This is a genomic window from Ruegeria sp. HKCCD7628, assembly GCF_057221005.1.
This window is the reverse complement of record NZ_JBWVBA010000001.1, coordinates 451786-466877: the sequence shown is the minus strand read 5'-3', so window position 1 is coordinate 466877 and position 15092 is coordinate 451786. Positions and strand designations below refer to the sequence as shown.

Sequence of the window (15092 nt, the reverse complement as noted above, 5' to 3'; positions counted from 1 at the left end):
GATCAGCGTTTGCTACGCGCCATAAAAGCCAGACGTTCGAACAAGTGCACATCCTGTTCGTTCTTAAGCAGCGCGCCGTGAAGCTTGGGTAGGGCATTCGCTCCGTCGCGTTTCAGATCCTCGGCGGTCAGATCCTCGGCCAGAAGCAGTTTCAACCAGTCCAGTACTTCCGAGGTCGAGGGCTTTTTCTTCAGCCCCTGCGTGTCGCGGATTTCATAGAACTGCGTTAGTGCGGTGGTCAGCAGCGCGTCCTTGATGCCGGGGTGATGAACCTCGACGATGCGGCGCATCGTGGTCTCATCGGGGAAACGGATATAGTGAAAGAAACACCGGCGCAGGAAGGCGTCGGGCAGTTCCTTTTCGTTGTTCGAGGTGATGATCACGATAGGCCGGTTCTTGGCTTTGATCGTCTCACCAGTTTCGTAGACGTGGAACTCCATCTTATCGAGTTCTTGCAGCAGGTCGTTTGGAAATTCGATATCGGCCTTGTCGATCTCATCAATCAGCAGCACGACCTTTTCGTCGGCATCGAACGCCTGCCACAGCTTGCCCTTGCGGATATAGTTTGACACGTCATGCACGCGCTCATCGCCCAACTGGCTGTCACGCAAGCGGCTGACGGCGTCATATTCGTACAGGCCCTGTTGCGCGCGGGTGGTGGATTTCACGTTCCACTCGATCATCTTCAGACCCAGCGCGCCAGCCACCTGTTTGGCCAGCTCGGTTTTGCCGGTGCCGGGTTCGCCCTTGACCAGTAGCGGACGCTCCAGTGTGACCGCGGCATTCACCGCGATGGTCAAATCATCAGTGGCAACATATTCGGCTGTGCCTTGAAAACGTGCGGTCATGGGGTCCTCATCCTGTATCGCGCGGCCTGTGGTCTTTGGGTTACAGAGCAGTGAGGATTTTTACAACCCGCGTCGCTGAGTGCCGTCGCGCCAAATTGGTCAGCGAGTCCAATGCCTTTGGTTGATTCGAGCGCTAACAGACCCTGCGGCATTTTGGGGGATGCCTTGAAAAGGCCCGCCAATTTTCACAGAAAAACAAGGTTTTGTTGTTTGATGTCTCATATTTAGACTGTTTATGATCACACTTGTTCGGCGCTACGTTTGCATAGTGACAATCCCCGCGCCGTCAGATAAACGCTCCGCAGAAGGGAATGCCTCATGTCTGGTGAAGAGAGTGCACTCGGCGTTGAAGGCCACACCGAGGGAGCAAAAATGAAGCAGGAAGTATTTCTGCCCGAAGATTATCGTCCAGCCGAAGACGAGCCATTTATGAACGACAGGCAGCTTGAGTATTTTCGTCGCAAGCTGTTGGACTGGAAGACCGAACTTTTGGCAGGCAGCCGCGACACGATCGAAGGTTTGCAGGACAACACCCGTAACATCCCCGACGTTGCCGACCGCGCAAGCGAGGAAACCGATCGAGCGTTGGAACTGCGCACGCGCGACCGTCAGCGCAAACTGGTGGCTAAAATCGACTCGGCCCTGCGCCGGATCGATGAGGGTGAGTATGGTTACTGCGAAAAAACAGGCGACCCGATCTCGCTGAAGCGTCTGGATGCGCGCCCGATCGCAACCATGACGCTCGAGGCGCAGGAACGGCATGAGCGTCGCGAAAAAGTCCACCGCGACGATTGATCGTCCTGAAATGTCAAGAATTCAAACGCCGGGGCCTGTTGCTCCGGCGTTTTTGCGTTAAGGCAATGCTATGAAGATCAATGGTTTGAAGTTTTGCGTGGTTGGCGGCGGCATCGGCGGACTTGCTGCGGCGTTGGCCATGCGCCAGCGCGGTGCGCAGGTGACGGTGCTAGAGCAGGCCCCAGCACTGACCGAGGTCGGAGCGGGCCTTCAGATCAGCGCCAACGGGATGTCCGTTCTGCGCGCCTTGGGGGTTGCGGGGGATCCGCCTGAAGCCGCGCAACTCTCGCACGGAACTATTTTGCGTGACTATCGCAAGGGTCGGGTTATCAGTCGCATCCCAGCCCCTGCGGCGGGTCCGACATTCTACTATCACCGCGCCGATTTGCTGGAGCTGTTGCGACGGGCGTCCGAGGATGCAGGTGTCGACATACGCCTTGGCGCGCGAGTGCAGACGGTTCGCAAACACCCGTCCGAGGTCGAGATCGTGCTGGATGATGAAGAGCGCCTCCGCGTCGAATGTGCCATTGCCGCAGATGGTGGACGCAGCACCCTTCGCCCGATCCTGAACGGCCCCGAGGCCCCAGCCTTCACCCACCAGATCGCCTGGCGCGCGACGGTGCCTTGGGAGGATAAGGTCGAGAAGTCGCAAGCCTCACTGACAATGGGGCCGGGGCGGCACATCGTCACCTATCCGCTGCGCGACCAACGCCTGATGAACGTCGTAGCAATTGAAGAACGCTCGGACTGGCAGCAGGAAGGCTGGCGTGTAAAGGGCGATCCCAATGACTTGCGCGCTAGGTTTGCCGATTTTGGAGGGCCGGTGACAGACATTCTGACAAAGGTCGAAGAAACGCATCTGTGGGCACTGTTCCTGCGTCCGGTGGCCGAGAGATGGCAGAACGGACGCTTGGCCCTGTTGGGCGATGCGGCCCATCCGACGTTACCCTTCATGGCGCAAGGAGCGTGTCTGGCGCTTGAGGATGCCTGGGTTCTCGCACGCTCTTTCGACAACCAATCGGGCGTAAGGCAGGCCCTTGTAGCCTACGAATCCGTGCGCCAACGCCGCGCGCAGCACGTGGTAGCTGCCGCATCCGCAAATGCACGCAATTTTCACTTGCGCGGTCCGATGCGTTTGGCCGCGCAAGCAGTTCTGGCGGCGATAGGTCCGCGCCTGACGCAGAAATACGACTGGATCTACAACTACGACCCAACCGTTTGATCTCAGATGTCCAAATCAACCCAGACTGGCACGTGATCCGAGGGTTTTTCGTGCCCACGCACCTCCTTGTCGATTTGACAGTCTCGCATCAGATCTGTGGCCTGAGGGGTTAGTAGAAAATGGTCGATGCGAATGCCGTCATCCTTGTTCCACGCTCCGGCCTGATAGTCCCAGAAGGAATAGTGGCCAGCACCTTGTACTCGGGCACGGAACGCCTCGGTGAACCCTAGGTTCAGGATTTTGCGGAAGGCGGCCCGGCTTTCGGGTCGGAACAAGGCGTCCTCGCGCCATGCATCGGGGCGTTTTGCATCTTCCGCTTGCGGAATGATGTTGTAGTCGCCCGCCATCAACGCAGGCTCTTCGGTTGCCAGCAGGTCACGGGCGCGATCATACAGACGCTCCATCCACGCCAGTTTGTAGTTGTATTTTGGCCCGGGCGCGGGATTTCCGTTCGGTAGATAAAGGCCACAAATCCGGATCGCCTGCTTGCCGACAACAGTCGCTTCGATCCAACGGGCTTGTTCATCCTCGTCGTCACCGGGCAAGCCGCGCGTTACATCCTCCAATGGTAGCTTCGAGAGGATTGCGACACCGTTAAAGCTCTTCTGACCATGCGTTTCGACATTGTATCCGCGTTCTTCGAAGATTTCGCGAGGGAAGTTCTCGTCGACGGACTTAATTTCCTGCAGCAGAGCGATGTCCGGTTGTGCCTCGTCCAGCCACCGGGGCAGGGCCTCGGCCCGCGCTTTGATCCCATTGATGTTGAACGTGGCGATTTTCATGCGCGGCCCTCCAAAGCTGTTGGCAACCTATCGCGCAGAATGAACCCAGCGGCAAGTGGCGGTGAAGGATGCGAGGCTCTGCCTCGCGCTCCGAGATATTTTTGGCCAGATGAAGAAACGGATTGTTAACCAACTTTTGCGATCTATGGGAGGCGGTACAGGCGGAGGCGCCGATGACCGCGCCAGGTGAAGCTCTCCGGCGGTAGGGTCGGAGAGCGGATCCCTCTTCATCTGGCTGAAAATACCTTGGGGGTGTGGGGGCAAAGCCCCCACCTACGTTACATCGAAAACGACGTGCCGCAGCCACAGGACGATGTGGCGTTGGGATTATCGATGACAAACCGCGCACCGATCAGTTCCTGAGTAAAGTCGATGACCGCGTTTTCCAGAAAGGGTAGGGAAACCGAGTCCACGATGACCTTTTGGCCTTTGCCTTCCAACACAAGATCATCGTCTTTTGGCTGATCCAGTGCAATTTCATATTGAAACCCTGAACATCCACCGCCTTCGACCGCGACGCGTAAAGCCTGCCCTTGATCCGCAGCGCCGATTTCGGCAAGACGGTCAAAGGCGCGTTCGGTGACTGTGGGAGGCAGATTCATGCCGGACTCCAAAGGTTTATTTCCTTGTTCCGCTACAATATATGTAACCAAAGGACAGGCGACAAGGACAAGACCTTTGGACAGAGCGGGTTTTGCCTCGGATCCCGGCCGCGCAAGAGGGCGGTTGGTGCCGGAGGACGAAAGCAGTTTCCGGTCATGCTTTCAGCGCGACCGTGACAGGATCATTCATGCCAGCGCGTTTAGGCGGCTCAAACACAAGACACAAGTGTTTGTCGAACATGAAGGGGACAGCTACCGCACCCGTCTGACCCATTCAATCGAAGTGGCGCAAGTTGCGCGGACTATAGCCGGGGCCTTGGGCCTGAACCCCGAACTGACCGAGGCCGTGGCTCTGGCGCATGATTTGGGTCACACGCCTTTTGGTCATACGGGCGAAAACGCATTGCACACGCTGATGCGGCCATATGGCGGGTTTGATCACAACGCTCAGGCCATTCGGATTGTCACCAAGCTGGAACGCCATTATGCCGAATTCGACGGTTGCAACCTGACTTGGGAGTGTCTGGAAGGCATTGCCAAGCACAACGGTCCGGTGGTTGGTGAATTGCCCTGGGCGCTGGCCGAGTGCAACGGCGCGTTTGATCTGGAGCTGCACACTCATGCCAGCGCCGAGGCGCAGGTTGCGGCTCTATCCGACGACATTGCCTATAACAATCACGATTTGCTGGACGGGCTGCGGGCGGATTTGTTCAGTGATGATGAAATTCAAGCCCTGCCGATTGTGGGTGCATGCTATGCCGAGGTTGATCGCGCCTATCCAAATCTTGATCCGTATCGGCGCAGGCATGAAGCTCTGCGGCGCGTCTTTGGGGTCATGGTCTCGGATGTGATCGATACATCTGCCGCGTTGATTGCCGAATCCGGAGCGCAATCGGTGGAAGATATCCGCCATTTGGGCCGCCCGGTGATCCAGTTCTCGGGGCAATTGTGGTCGCAGTTGCAGGACATCCGCGCCTTTCTGTTCACCCGGATGTATCGCGCGCCCTCGGTGATGGAGGTGCGGGCCGAAGTTAGCAAGATCGTCGAAGAGTTGTTCCCGATTTATCTCGGGGACCCCCGTCAAATGCCGGCCCGCTGGCACGCTGATATTGAGGCGGCAGGGAATGAAACCGCACTTGCCCGGATCGTGTCAGACTATATCGCCGGTATGACGGACCGGTTTGCGATACAGGATCATGTACGGTTGACGGGACGACCCGCGCCGGCGGGTCACTCGATCCCGATATAGGCCAGCGCCCAGACCTGTTGGCTGGCTTGAGCGTCGGCTGCGTCTGCATCGTCGGTTGGCGGGAACACGATCATGGTGGGGCCATAGCCTCCGACCCCCATCGGCGCACCGTCGGCATGGGTGGCCAGTATGGGTTTGTACGTCGAAATGCTGTCCCACGGAATTTCCGCCTGATACCCGTCCATTGCCATGGGGCGTGCGGTTTTTCCTTCGGCCCCCGCAAGGATCATGACGTCCGACAGCAGCGGGCCACTGAACGTGTAGTCGCGCTGATGATCGGGCGGGCCGTAGGGGATGGTGATCTGAACCTGAGGCAGGCTGTCCAGAAGGGCGGCGTCAAACCCTGCTGCCCCGTCATGAGTCACTTCGAGAAACCCAAGCAGCCCGCCATCATTCTCGCCCCGCGCGGGCAGGTTGGTTTCGCTGACAGCGCCACCCAATGTCACCAGCACATGTCCTTGCGGTGCGGGCATCTCGGCCAGAACGGGCAGGGCGGTGGACAGAAGCAGGCTGAGGGGTAGGGCGAGGCGCATCAATGGTCTCCGAATTTCGCAGTTCGGGCAGACTGTAGCGGGGATTGCGCCCAAACCAAGGTCAAACTTTAGGCATCCATTGACCTTACCGCGCTGCGTGATAAACCGCCGGGCAAGCAAAAGGACATTCGAAATGAACCTGTTTTCCGAGATCCGCGCCCTTGTACTGGACGCGCTGGCGCAGATGCAGTCCGAAGGTGCTCTGCCCGAGGGGCTGAGCTTTGACAACGTGGCGGTTGAGCCTCCGCGCGACGCGGCACATGGCGATATGGCGACCAACGCGGCGATGGTATTGGCAAAACCAGCCAAGATGAAGCCGCGCGACATTGCCGATGTGCTGGCTGGTAAGCTGGCCGCTGATGAACGGATCACCAGCGCCGAGGTGGCAGGGCCGGGGTTTTTGAACCTGCGGCTGGCGCCGTCGGTCTGGCAGGGTGTGCTGACCGCCGTGCTGGAACATGGCACCGATTATGGCTGCTCGACCATGGGGCACGGGCAGAAGGTGAACGTCGAATATGTCTCGGCCAACCCCACAGGCCCGCTGCATGTTGGGCATACTCGGGGCGCGGTCTTCGGGGACGCATTGGCAAGCCTGCTGGCCTATTCCGGCCATGATGTGACGCGTGAGTATTACATCAACGACGGCGGCGCGCAGGTGGATGTACTGGCGCGTTCGGCCTATGAGCGGTATCGCGAGGCCAATGGCCTCAGCCCCGAGATTGCCGAAGGCCTTTATCCCGGTGACTATCTGATCCCGATCGGTGAGGCTCTGAAAGAGAAATACGGCGACAGCCTGATCGACAAGCCTGAAAGCGAATGGCTGGAAGACCTGCGCAACTTTGCTACCGACGCGATGATGGACCTGATCCGCGCCGATCTTAAGGCGCTGGGCGTCGAGATGGATGTGTTCTTTTCTGAGAAGTCCCTCTACGGTACAGGCCGGATCGAGGCTGCGCTGCAGTCGCTGACCGAGAAGGGTCTGATCTATGAAGGTGTGCTGGAGCCGCCCAAGGGTAAAAAGCCCGAGGATTGGGAGCCGCGCGAGCAGACCCTGTTCAAATCGACCGAACATGGCGATGACGTGGACCGTCCGGTCAAGAAATCAGACGGCGCGTGGACCTATTTCGCGCCCGATATCGCCTATCACTATGACAAAGTCAGCCGTGGCTTTGACGCGCTGATCGACGTGTTTGGTGCCGACCACGGCGGCTATGTCAAACGGATGAAGGCGGCTGTGTCGGCTCTGTCTGACGGTAAGGTGCCGCTGGATATCAAGCTGACCCAGTTGGTAAAGCTGTGGAAGAATGGCGAGCCGTTCAAGATGTCCAAACGGGCAGGGAACTTTGTCACTCTGCGCGATGTGGTAGATCAGGTGGGGCCGGATGTGACCCGCTTTGTGATGCTAACCCGCAAGAATGACGCGCCGCTGGATTTCGATTTTGACAAGGTGCTGGAGCAGAGCCGCGAGAACCCCGTGTTCTACGTGCAATACGCCCATGCCCGCGTCATGAGCGTGCTGCGCCGCGCGGCTGAGGCCGGGATTGCCGCAGATGATGCGACCCTCAAAGGGGCCGATCTGAGTAAGAACGATCACGCATCCGAGCTGACAGTCGCCAAAAAGCTGGCTGAATGGCCGCGACTGGTGGAAATCGCCGCCCGCACGAACGAGCCGCACCGCGTTGCGTTCTACCTCTATGAACTGGCCGGCGACTTCCATGCGCTGTGGAACAAGGGCAACGACGAAACCCAGCTGCGGTTCATCCAGGATGGCGATGTTGCCACAAGCCAGTCAAAAATCGCATTGGCTCGTGCCGTTTCTGTTGTGATTTCAGCGGGCTTGGGTATTCTTGGCGTTACCCCGGCGCAGGAGATGCGGTAACAAACACCGCCCGACGCGCCGGTACGAGGTAGGCAAGAAATGACCCGCGCGCCTTATTTCCCGGCGCGAAACGGGCGGTGAGGCGGACATGGCGAACTACGATTACTCGGGGCAAATGCGTCCCGAGCAAATGCATTACACGAATCAACCGCATCCTCAGGGTGGGTACGACTATTCCGATGAGATGCACGGATACGAAGATGCGCCCCGTGCCGCCGGTTTAGGTCGTATCGTGAATGCGCTGGGCGCGGTTGCATCCCTGGCCTTGGTCGCGGGGATCGGTGTCTGGGGCTACAAGCTTGTGATGCGTGATGTCAGTGGCGTTCCGGTGGTACGTGCTGTCGAAGGCCCGATGCGTATTCAGCCAGAAAACCCCGGTGGAACCCCCGCTGATCATCAGGGCCTTGCAGTAAATACTGTCGCTGCGGTCGGGACGGCTGCGCCTCCGGCAGATCGTCTGATCCTTGCTCCGCGCCCGGTTTCGCTGACGGATGAGGACACGCCGGTTGAACCGCTGCGTGCAACCCCTGCGGTGCATGTGGTTGAAGAGGAAATCTCGAACCAGGAGGCGGCTCAACTGCGTCAAGGCGCGGTTGATGCGTTGGTTGCCGAATTGGCGGGTGAGGCCGAAACGCCTGACACCGTAACAGACGAAGGTGTTCAGCTGGCCTCGTTGACTCCGTTGGATGATGAGCCCGCGATTGATCCTGCCGACCTGGCCGCGCAACTGCCTGACCCTGCGATTGCAGCCCTGCCAGGCGTCCGGCGCTCATTGCGTCCGACCACGCGGCCCGCACGAACGACTGCCAGTGGCATTACCGCATCCAGCAAGACCGAAGATGCCATCAACGCGGCAGTCAAGGCGGCCGTGGGGCTGGATGTCGATCCGAACGCGCTGTCCAAAGGTACCCGCATGGCCCAATTGGGCGCGTATGAAAGCCCTGATGTCGCACGGGCCGAATGGAATCGTCTGAATGGGCGTTTCGGTGAGTATATGTATGGAAAACAACGTGTTATCCAAAAAACCTCAAGCGGTGGCCGGACGTTCTATCGCCTGCGGGTTCTGGGCTTTGATGACCTGAGCGATTCACGCCGGTTCTGTGCCGCGCTGCAAGGGCAAGGCGCTGACTGTATCCCGGTGGCCGCTCGGTGACATTCTGCGCCGCAATTACCGATGCCGAGGGGCTGCGCCTGACGCCTCAGGAAAAGAAACTGTTTCGAGAAATGAACCCGTTTGGGTTCATTCTGTTTGCCCGCAATATCGAGACCGAGGATCAAGTCCGCGCTCTGTGTGATGAGTTCCGCGAGGCGGTAGGTCGCAATTGCCCAATTACCATTGATCAGGAAGGCGGGCGCGTGCAGCGCCTGCGCGCGCCCATAGCGCGCGAGTGGCTGCCGCCGCTGGATCACGCCGAACGCGCCGGGGATCGCGCCGAACGCGCGATGTATCTGCGCTATCGGCTGATCGCGCGGGAATTGTTCGAGCTGGGCATCGACAGTAACTGTGCCCCCATGGTGGATCTGGCGCGCGCAGATACGCACGTTTTTCTAAAGAAGCGCTGCTATGGGTCTGACCCTAAACAGGTTTCCAAGATTGGGCGCGCCGTCGCGAAGGGACATCTTGAGGGCGGTGTTCTTCCCGTTATCAAGCATATGCCCGGCCACGGGTTGTCAACGCTGGACAGCCACCATGACCTGCCGCATGTGGACCTGACACAAGAAGCGCTGGAAGGGGCTGATTTCGCACCGTTTCGCGCTTTGAACGATCTTCCCATGGGGATGACCGCGCATCTGGTCTATGACCGGATCGACCCGCAACCGGCGACGATTTCACCTACGATGATAGGCCTGATCCGAGATAAGATCGGGTTCGATGGGCTGATTATGACCGACGATATCTCGATGAAAGCCCTGAGCGGTGCGCCCGAAGAGATAGCCCAGCATGCGTTGGTTGCGGGCTGCGACGTGGTCTTGCATTGCAACGGCTCGTATGAGGCCCGCGCTAAAGTGCTGGAGGCTGCTGGAGAGATGACCCCGCAAGCGCAAAAACGCGCCGAAAAGGCACTGTCGATGCGGCAAAAGCCCGTGGAACTTGACATCGAAGCCGCCGAGGCGGAACTATCTGCCCTAATGGGCGGGCAGGTATATGAACGATAACCTTTTCAGCGAAGACCCGGTCTCGGTCGCGGATCGGCTTGCCGCCGAGGCGTTGATTGTTGACGTTGACGGGTTCGAAGGCCCGCTGGACGTGCTGTTGACCCTGTCGCGGACGCAAAAGGTTGACCTTCGGAAAATCTCGGTTCTGGCGCTGGCGCAGCAATATCTGACCTTCGTGGAAAAGGCCCGTGCGCTGCGGATCGAACTGGCGGCTGATTATCTGGTGATGGCCGCGTGGCTCGCCTTTCTAAAATCCCGCCTGCTGCTTCCGCCCGATCCCGATGACGAAGGACCGTCGGGCGAGGAATTGGCCGCGCACCTGGCCTTCCAACTGGAACGTCTGCAGGCCATGCGCGATGCTGCTGCCCGTCTGATGGCGCGCGACCAGCTGGGGCGCGATTTCTTCAAACGCGGGCAGGGCGAGGATATCACCCGCATCCGTACAGTGACCTATTCGGCCACGCTGCTTGACCTGATGCAGGGCTATGCCCGTATTCGTACCCGCGACGAATTCCGACCCTTTGTCATGGACCGCGATGCCGTCTTTACCATGGAACAGGCGCTGGAACGGATGCGCCCTCTGATCGGGTTTGCGGGCGCGTGGACGGATATGGAAACCTATCTGCCCGATGGCTGGGACGCCGATCCGGTGCGGCGGCGCTCGGCCACGGCGGCGACATTCGCGGCCTCGTTGGAGCTGGTGAAAGAGGGACATATGGAAATCAAACAGAGCGAGACGTTTGCTCCGATCCATCTGCGCAAGAGGGCCGAAACACGTGACTGAAACCTCTGAGGAAACCGGCACACTGTTCGAAGCACCCCCCTTGTCCGAACAGGAGCGCATGGTCGAAGCCGTGCTGTTCGCCAGCGCCGAACCGGTGACGATCGGCGATCTTGAGGCCCGGATGCCTCATGGCAGCGATGCAGCGCAAGCGGTTGATCTGTTGCGCAAACGATACGAAGGCCGCGGCGTGCGCGTGGTGCGCGTGGGCGAAGCCTGGGCCATCCGGACCGCCCCCGATCTGGGTTTTCTGATGCAGAAGGAAACGGTTGAGACCCGCAAACTCAGCCGTGCCGCGATCGAAACGCTGGCCATCGTGGCCTATCACCAGCCCTGCACGCGGGCCGAGATCGAGGAAATCCGTGGCGTGTCCGTCTCGCGTGGGACTATCGACCAGTTGCTGGAAATGGAGTGGATCAGGCTGGGCCGCCGACGGATGACTCCAGGCCGCCCGGTGACCTTCGTGGTAACGCCGCAGTTTCTGGATCATTTCGGGCTGGAAAACGCGCGCGACCTTCCGGGGCTGCAAGAATTGCGCGCCGCCGGGCTGCTGGAAAACCGGCCGCCTCCGGGAACGATCCCAATGGGCGAAGGGCGCGAGGATGAAGATGACGACGAGCAGACCGAACTGTTCGAGGAAGAGTGATCGCGCGGCCCTTTTGTTGACGCAAGAATCACCTATGTTGAGGCGCAGGAAACGGAGTTAAGCAATGAATGCCAATCGAATTATCGATATGATTGTGCGTCAAGTCATGCGTCGGCTTGTGACAAAAGGCGTCGATAAAGGGTTCGACTTGGCGGGCCGAGTTGGAAAGCCGCAGCAAGGACGGCCTTCTGCCAATGATCCTCAAGCTGCCCAGCATATGAAACAGAACGGCGACCGTCAGGCGCAAAACATGAAACAGATGCAGCGGATGACCCGTCAGATGCGGCGGTTCATGAAGTTTTAAGAAACAGCTTTAAAGTGCTTGGACAGTTTCAAGCCCTGTCCCTGATAGTTTGACGCGATGCCCGCCCCATAGAGCTGTGTGGGCATTTCAGCCATTTTCTCGTAGACGAGCCGTCCTACGACCTGCCCATGCTCTAGCACGAATGGGGCCTCATGGCAGCGCACCTCCAATACGCCGCGCGACCCTGCACCCCCAGCTGCAGCATGACCAAAACCAGGGTCGAAGAAGCCGGCATAGTGCACCCGGAATTCACCAACCATAGCGAGATAAGGGGCCATTTCGGCGGCATACATTGGTGGGATATGAACAGCCTCGCGGCTGACCAGGATATAGAAAGCGCCGGGATCAAGGATGATACGCCCCTCGGTGGTGCGCACTTCTTCCCAATATTCCTGCGGGTCGTATTCACCAATCCGGTCCAGATCGATCACGCCCGTATGGGGCTTGGCACGGTAGCCCACCAGATCAGTGTCAGGCAGGCGCAGGTCAACTGAAAAGCCAAGCCCATCCTGAATGACCGCAGGTCCATCGACCAGCGGGGACTTATTGTGCAGCGCGCTCAGTTCTGCGTCGCTCAACACGGCTTGTGCCTGACGGAATCTTATTTGGTTCAAACGCATGCCAGGTCGCACTAGAACCGAGAAGGAGCGGGGGCAAATTTCGGCATAGAGCGGGCCGCGGTAGCCAGCGGGCACACGGTCAAATTCGGCCCCTCCATCTGTGATTGTACGTGTCAGCAGATCCAGGCGCCCGGTCGAGCTCTTGGCGTTGGCCACAGCGGTCACGCTGTCAGGCAGGGCCAGCGATTCCATCAGCGGCACCAGATAGACACATCCCTTTTCCAGAACAGCGCCGTCGGTGATGTCGATGCGGTGCATCTCAAACTCGGTCAGACGGTCGGCGACGGATCGCCCTTCGCCGGCCAGGAACGAGGCACGCACGCGGTAAGCGACTGTTCCAAGACGCAAATCCAGACTGGCCGGTTGTACCTGCGCGTCGATAACCGCCGGGTTTGCAGTGATCTCACCGCGTGCGATCATGCCTTCGATTTGCTGGTTTGGGCATACACCTGTCATCTCGATCCCCCCTGATGCCAGAGCGGGATCTGGCCTGTCTGCCATAAACGTCGGTGTGATTTGGTCGGGCTAGCAGGACTCGAACCTGCGACCTTCCGTCCCCCAGACGGACGCGCTACCAGGCTGCGCCATAGCCCGACGTTGAGGTGTTCATAAAGACTTTCCCGGCGGGGGCAAGAGGAAATCATCGCCTTTTTTCTTATCCCGCGGATCGGTTTTCAATTCTGTTCAGAACAGCGCGCAATTCCTTTGCGACGGGTGCAATCCGGCGCAAAAGATCGTCGTCGAAATCGGTTCTTGCCCAGGCACGGGCTGCAATTCCGGAAATCGCCGGAGACCGTTCGACATGGACAGGTGCAACCGCTTCACGCGGCATAGATGTGTCTTGTGGCGTGGCCGGAGTGGGTTTTGCAGCAGGGCTTTCCTTAGGCGCACCGGGGGTCGTGCTGCTATCTCCCAAGTCCAGAGTGATCTGCTGGCTGGGCTCAGGTTTTGCAGTAAATGGAACCACGACCGCGTCGTTTGCCTTGGTTTCGGGTTCGGCCGTTTCATCAAGCCCCTGCGACAGCGAAGCCACATAAGCCACGCCTTGCTCACGTAGAATGCGCTGCACGCCTTTGATGGTGATCCCATCTTCGTGCAGCAGCTTTTTGATACCTCCAAGCAGGCGCATGTCATTGGGTCGATAATACCGCCTGCCACCCGCGCGTTTGACCGGTTTCACCTGTGTGAAACGGCTTTCCCAAAATCGCAGAACATGGGCCTGAACACCCAGCCAGTCCGCAACTTCACTGATCGTGCGAAAGGCGTCGGGTGACTTGCTCATGGTGTCGCTGTCCTGATGTTACTTGCGGTTCCCAGCTGCGACGCGATCCTTCATCAGGTGCGACGGGCGAAAAGTCAGCACGCGACGCGGCTGAATAGGAACCTCTTCCCCGGTTTTGGGGTTGCGGCCGATGCGGGCAGTTTTGTCCCGAACGCTGAAAGTCCCGAAGGATGAAATCTTGACCTGTTCGCCGCGCACAAGCGCGTCGGACATATGGTTCAGAACGCTTTCGACCAGTTGCGCGCTTTCATTGCGTGAGAGGCCCACCTCACGAAAGACGGCCTCGCTCAGATCCATTCGGGTCAGTGTTTTGTCGCCCATGCCAATTCCCCTGTTGATGGTAAAGCATAGGGTCAGGGCAAATTCACTGTCAATATCAATGAATTGCACGGCTGTGTGTAAGCCGTTTTGCGCCTGTTACCACCGCAGGAGGACAGAACCCCACGCCAATCCACCCCCGATTGCCTCTGTCACTAGCAAATCGCCGGGTTTGAACTGCCCGCGTTGCTTGGCGACGGACATAGCCAAGGGAATCGATGCAGCAGACGTATTGCCGTGGTCCTGAAGCGTCACGACAACGTGATCCATGGGCACGCCTAGCTTCTTGGCGGTGCCCTGAATGATACGAATATTCGCCTGATGGGGAACGATCCAGTCCACATCCTCATGTCCAAGGCCAACTTTTTCCAAGCAAGTTTCGGCAGTGGCGGTCAGACGTTCCACCGCTTGGCGGAAGAGTTGGTTGCCCTTCATACGAAGAAAACCAGTGGTCTGGGTCGAGACGCCTCCGTCTACGTAAAGCAGGTCTTTGTAGCGGCCGTCGGAATTCAGGTCAGTAGCAAGGATACCGCGATCCTCGGCTGTACCAACCCCTTCCTGGCGTTCAAGAATCAAGGCACCAGCGCCATCACCGAACAACACACAGGTGGAACGGTCCGTCCAATCCATGATTCGGGAAAAAGTCTCGGCCCCGATCACCAGAACCCGCTTGGCCTGATCCGACAAGATCAGAGCGTTGGCATTGGTCAGAGCGTAGACGAATCCCGCACAAACGGCCTGGACGTCAAAGGCAAAACCTTTGGTCATACCCAACCGTGATTGCACCATGGTGGCTGCTGAGGGAAAGGTCAGGTCCGCCGTCGAAGTTGCCAGCACGATGGCGTCGATGTCATCCGCTGTCAGTCCGGCATCCGCAAGTGCGGCTTCGGCTGCCTTGGTCGCCATGTCCGAGGTGGTTTCACCTTCGGCTGCGAAATGGCGGCGTTCGATACCCGAGCGGGTTTTGATCCACTCATCAGATGTATCAAGCGACTTTTCAAACTCGGAATTCGGAACGATGCGCTCTGGCAAATAATGTCCGACACCTACAACAACTGAACGGCCTGCCATGTT

Annotated in this window: 17 protein-coding genes and 1 tRNA gene; 9 read left to right on the top strand and 9 right to left on the bottom strand. The window is 58.7% G+C overall.

Going from position 1 to position 15092, the window contains the following annotated elements:
• Positions 1–2: 2 nt before the first annotated feature.
• Positions 3–848 (bottom strand): AAA family ATPase, encoded by an 846-nt coding sequence (locus tag AC2TAD_RS02335; RefSeq protein ID WP_353390247.1) that lies wholly within the window; start codon positions 846–848, stop codon positions 3–5.
• A gap of 372 nt (positions 849–1220) precedes the next feature.
• Between AC2TAD_RS02335 and dksA the strand changes: the two genes are divergently transcribed.
• Together dksA and AC2TAD_RS02325 are read left to right on the top strand one after the other, a co-directional pair.
• Positions 1221–1643, top strand: coding sequence for an RNA polymerase-binding protein DksA (gene dksA / locus AC2TAD_RS02330; protein WP_170354457.1), 423 nt, complete (start codon positions 1221–1223; stop codon positions 1641–1643).
• Between the two features lie 70 nt (positions 1644–1713).
• Positions 1714–2865, top strand: coding sequence for an FAD-dependent monooxygenase (locus AC2TAD_RS02325; RefSeq protein ID WP_480865731.1), 1152 nt, complete (start codon positions 1714–1716; stop codon positions 2863–2865).
• A gap of 2 nt (positions 2866–2867) precedes the next feature.
• Here the strand turns inward: AC2TAD_RS02325 and xth are convergent, their stop codons facing one another.
• Together xth and AC2TAD_RS02315 are read right to left on the bottom strand one after the other, a co-directional pair.
• Complete coding sequence (xth, locus tag AC2TAD_RS02320; RefSeq protein ID WP_480865730.1) at positions 2868–3647, bottom strand: exodeoxyribonuclease III; 780 nt, start codon at positions 3645–3647, stop codon at positions 2868–2870.
• Positions 3648–3925: 278 nt separating this feature from the next.
• The gene (locus AC2TAD_RS02315; protein WP_170354454.1) at positions 3926–4249 is read right to left on the bottom strand and encodes a HesB/IscA family protein; all 324 of its coding nucleotides are present in this window, start codon (positions 4247–4249) and stop codon (positions 3926–3928) included.
• A gap of 76 nt (positions 4250–4325) precedes the next feature.
• Here AC2TAD_RS02315 and AC2TAD_RS02310 point away from each other — a divergent pair, with 76 nt between their 5' ends.
• Positions 4326–5498, top strand: coding sequence for a deoxyguanosinetriphosphate triphosphohydrolase (locus AC2TAD_RS02310; protein WP_480865729.1), 1173 nt, complete (start codon positions 4326–4328; stop codon positions 5496–5498).
• On the opposite strand, the gene AC2TAD_RS02305 is transcribed toward AC2TAD_RS02310, so the two are convergent.
• Positions 5480–6031 carry a putative pterin-binding protein gene (locus tag AC2TAD_RS02305; RefSeq protein ID WP_480865728.1) on the bottom strand — a complete coding sequence of 184 codons (552 nt, stop codon included), beginning with the start codon at positions 6029–6031 and terminating at the stop codon, positions 5480–5482. The genes AC2TAD_RS02310 and AC2TAD_RS02305 overlap by 19 nt on opposite strands.
• A 133-nt stretch (positions 6032–6164) precedes the next feature.
• On the opposite strand from AC2TAD_RS02305, the gene argS reads away from it, so the two are divergent.
• The 6 genes from argS to AC2TAD_RS02275 all read left to right on the top strand — a co-directional run bounded on the left by argS (position 6165) and on the right by AC2TAD_RS02275 (position 11798).
• Positions 6165–7910: an arginine--tRNA ligase gene (gene argS / locus AC2TAD_RS02300; protein ID WP_480865727.1), complete on the top strand. Its 1746-nt coding sequence runs from the start codon at positions 6165–6167 to the stop codon at positions 7908–7910.
• Positions 7911–7998: 88 nt separating this feature from the next.
• The gene (locus AC2TAD_RS02295; RefSeq protein WP_480865726.1) at positions 7999–9063 is read left to right on the top strand and encodes an SPOR domain-containing protein; all 1065 of its coding nucleotides are present in this window, start codon (positions 7999–8001) and stop codon (positions 9061–9063) included.
• Complete coding sequence (gene nagZ, locus AC2TAD_RS02290) at positions 9060–10067, top strand: beta-N-acetylhexosaminidase (protein ID WP_480865725.1); 1008 nt, start codon at positions 9060–9062, stop codon at positions 10065–10067. The genes AC2TAD_RS02295 and nagZ overlap by 4 nt, the downstream gene beginning before the upstream one ends.
• Positions 10057–10851 carry a segregation and condensation protein A gene (locus tag AC2TAD_RS02285; protein WP_480865724.1) on the top strand — a complete coding sequence of 265 codons (795 nt, stop codon included), beginning with the start codon at positions 10057–10059 and terminating at the stop codon, positions 10849–10851. Before nagZ ends, AC2TAD_RS02285 begins: the two co-directional genes overlap by 11 nt.
• Positions 10844–11494, top strand: coding sequence for an SMC-Scp complex subunit ScpB (gene scpB / locus AC2TAD_RS02280; protein WP_480865723.1), 651 nt, complete (start codon positions 10844–10846; stop codon positions 11492–11494). Before AC2TAD_RS02285 ends, scpB begins: the two co-directional genes overlap by 8 nt.
• A gap of 64 nt (positions 11495–11558) precedes the next feature.
• Positions 11559–11798 (top strand): hypothetical protein, encoded by a 240-nt coding sequence (locus AC2TAD_RS02275; RefSeq protein ID WP_480865722.1) that lies wholly within the window; start codon positions 11559–11561, stop codon positions 11796–11798.
• Here the strand turns inward: AC2TAD_RS02275 and AC2TAD_RS02270 are convergent.
• The 5 genes from AC2TAD_RS02270 to AC2TAD_RS02250 all read right to left on the bottom strand — a co-directional run bounded on the left by AC2TAD_RS02270 (position 11795) and on the right by AC2TAD_RS02250 (position 15089).
• Positions 11795–12874: a 2'-deoxycytidine 5'-triphosphate deaminase gene (locus tag AC2TAD_RS02270; RefSeq protein WP_480865721.1), complete on the bottom strand. Its 1080-nt coding sequence runs from the start codon at positions 12872–12874 to the stop codon at positions 11795–11797. The two genes, AC2TAD_RS02275 and AC2TAD_RS02270, sit on opposite strands and share 4 nt — an antisense overlap.
• A gap of 61 nt (positions 12875–12935) precedes the next feature.
• Positions 12936–13012, bottom strand: a tRNA-Pro gene (locus AC2TAD_RS02265).
• A 61-nt stretch (positions 13013–13073) separates the two neighbouring features.
• Positions 13074–13700 (bottom strand): MerR family transcriptional regulator, encoded by a 627-nt coding sequence (locus AC2TAD_RS02260; protein WP_480865720.1) that lies wholly within the window; start codon positions 13698–13700, stop codon positions 13074–13076.
• A gap of 18 nt (positions 13701–13718) precedes the next feature.
• A complete protein-coding gene (gene ihfA, locus AC2TAD_RS02255) occupies positions 13719–14021 on the bottom strand; it encodes an integration host factor subunit alpha (RefSeq protein ID WP_008755922.1) in 303 nt (100 codons plus the stop codon).
• A gap of 96 nt (positions 14022–14117) precedes the next feature.
• Positions 14118–15089, bottom strand: a complete 972-nt coding sequence (locus tag AC2TAD_RS02250; RefSeq protein ID WP_353390221.1) for a beta-ketoacyl-ACP synthase III — start codon at positions 15087–15089, stop codon at positions 14118–14120.
• Between the last annotated feature and the right edge of the window lie 3 nt (positions 15090–15092).

Bases quoted from the DNA above. Each gene is read 5' to 3' on its own strand.
- AC2TAD_RS02335 (WP_353390247.1), bottom strand. From the start codon at position 848: ATGACCGCACGTTTTCAAGGCACAGCCGAATATGTTGCCACTGATGAT.
- dksA (WP_170354457.1), top strand. From the start codon at position 1,221: ATGAAGCAGGAAGTATTTCTGCCCGAAGATTATCGTCCAGCCGAAGAC.
- AC2TAD_RS02325 (WP_480865731.1), top strand. From the start codon at position 1,714: ATGAAGATCAATGGTTTGAAGTTTTGCGTGGTTGGCGGCGGCATCGGC.
- xth (WP_480865730.1), bottom strand. From the start codon at position 3,647: ATGAAAATCGCCACGTTCAACATCAATGGGATCAAAGCGCGGGCCGAG.
- AC2TAD_RS02315 (WP_170354454.1), bottom strand. From the start codon at position 4,249: ATGAATCTGCCTCCCACAGTCACCGAACGCGCCTTTGACCGTCTTGCC.
- AC2TAD_RS02305 (WP_480865728.1), bottom strand. From the start codon at position 6,031: ATGCGCCTCGCCCTACCCCTCAGCCTGCTTCTGTCCACCGCCCTGCCC.
- argS (WP_480865727.1), top strand. From the start codon at position 6,165: ATGAACCTGTTTTCCGAGATCCGCGCCCTTGTACTGGACGCGCTGGCG.
- AC2TAD_RS02295 (WP_480865726.1), top strand. From the start codon at position 7,999: ATGGCGAACTACGATTACTCGGGGCAAATGCGTCCCGAGCAAATGCAT.
- AC2TAD_RS02285 (WP_480865724.1), top strand. From the start codon at position 10,057: ATGAACGATAACCTTTTCAGCGAAGACCCGGTCTCGGTCGCGGATCGG.
- AC2TAD_RS02275 (WP_480865722.1), top strand. From the start codon at position 11,559: ATGAATGCCAATCGAATTATCGATATGATTGTGCGTCAAGTCATGCGT.
- AC2TAD_RS02270 (WP_480865721.1), bottom strand. From the start codon at position 12,874: ATGACAGGTGTATGCCCAAACCAGCAAATCGAAGGCATGATCGCACGC.
- AC2TAD_RS02260 (WP_480865720.1), bottom strand. From the start codon at position 13,700: ATGAGCAAGTCACCCGACGCCTTTCGCACGATCAGTGAAGTTGCGGAC.
- ihfA (WP_008755922.1), bottom strand. From the start codon at position 14,021: ATGGGCGACAAAACACTGACCCGAATGGATCTGAGCGAGGCCGTCTTT.
- AC2TAD_RS02250 (WP_353390221.1), bottom strand. From the start codon at position 15,089: ATGGCAGGCCGTTCAGTTGTTGTAGGTGTCGGACATTATTTGCCAGAG.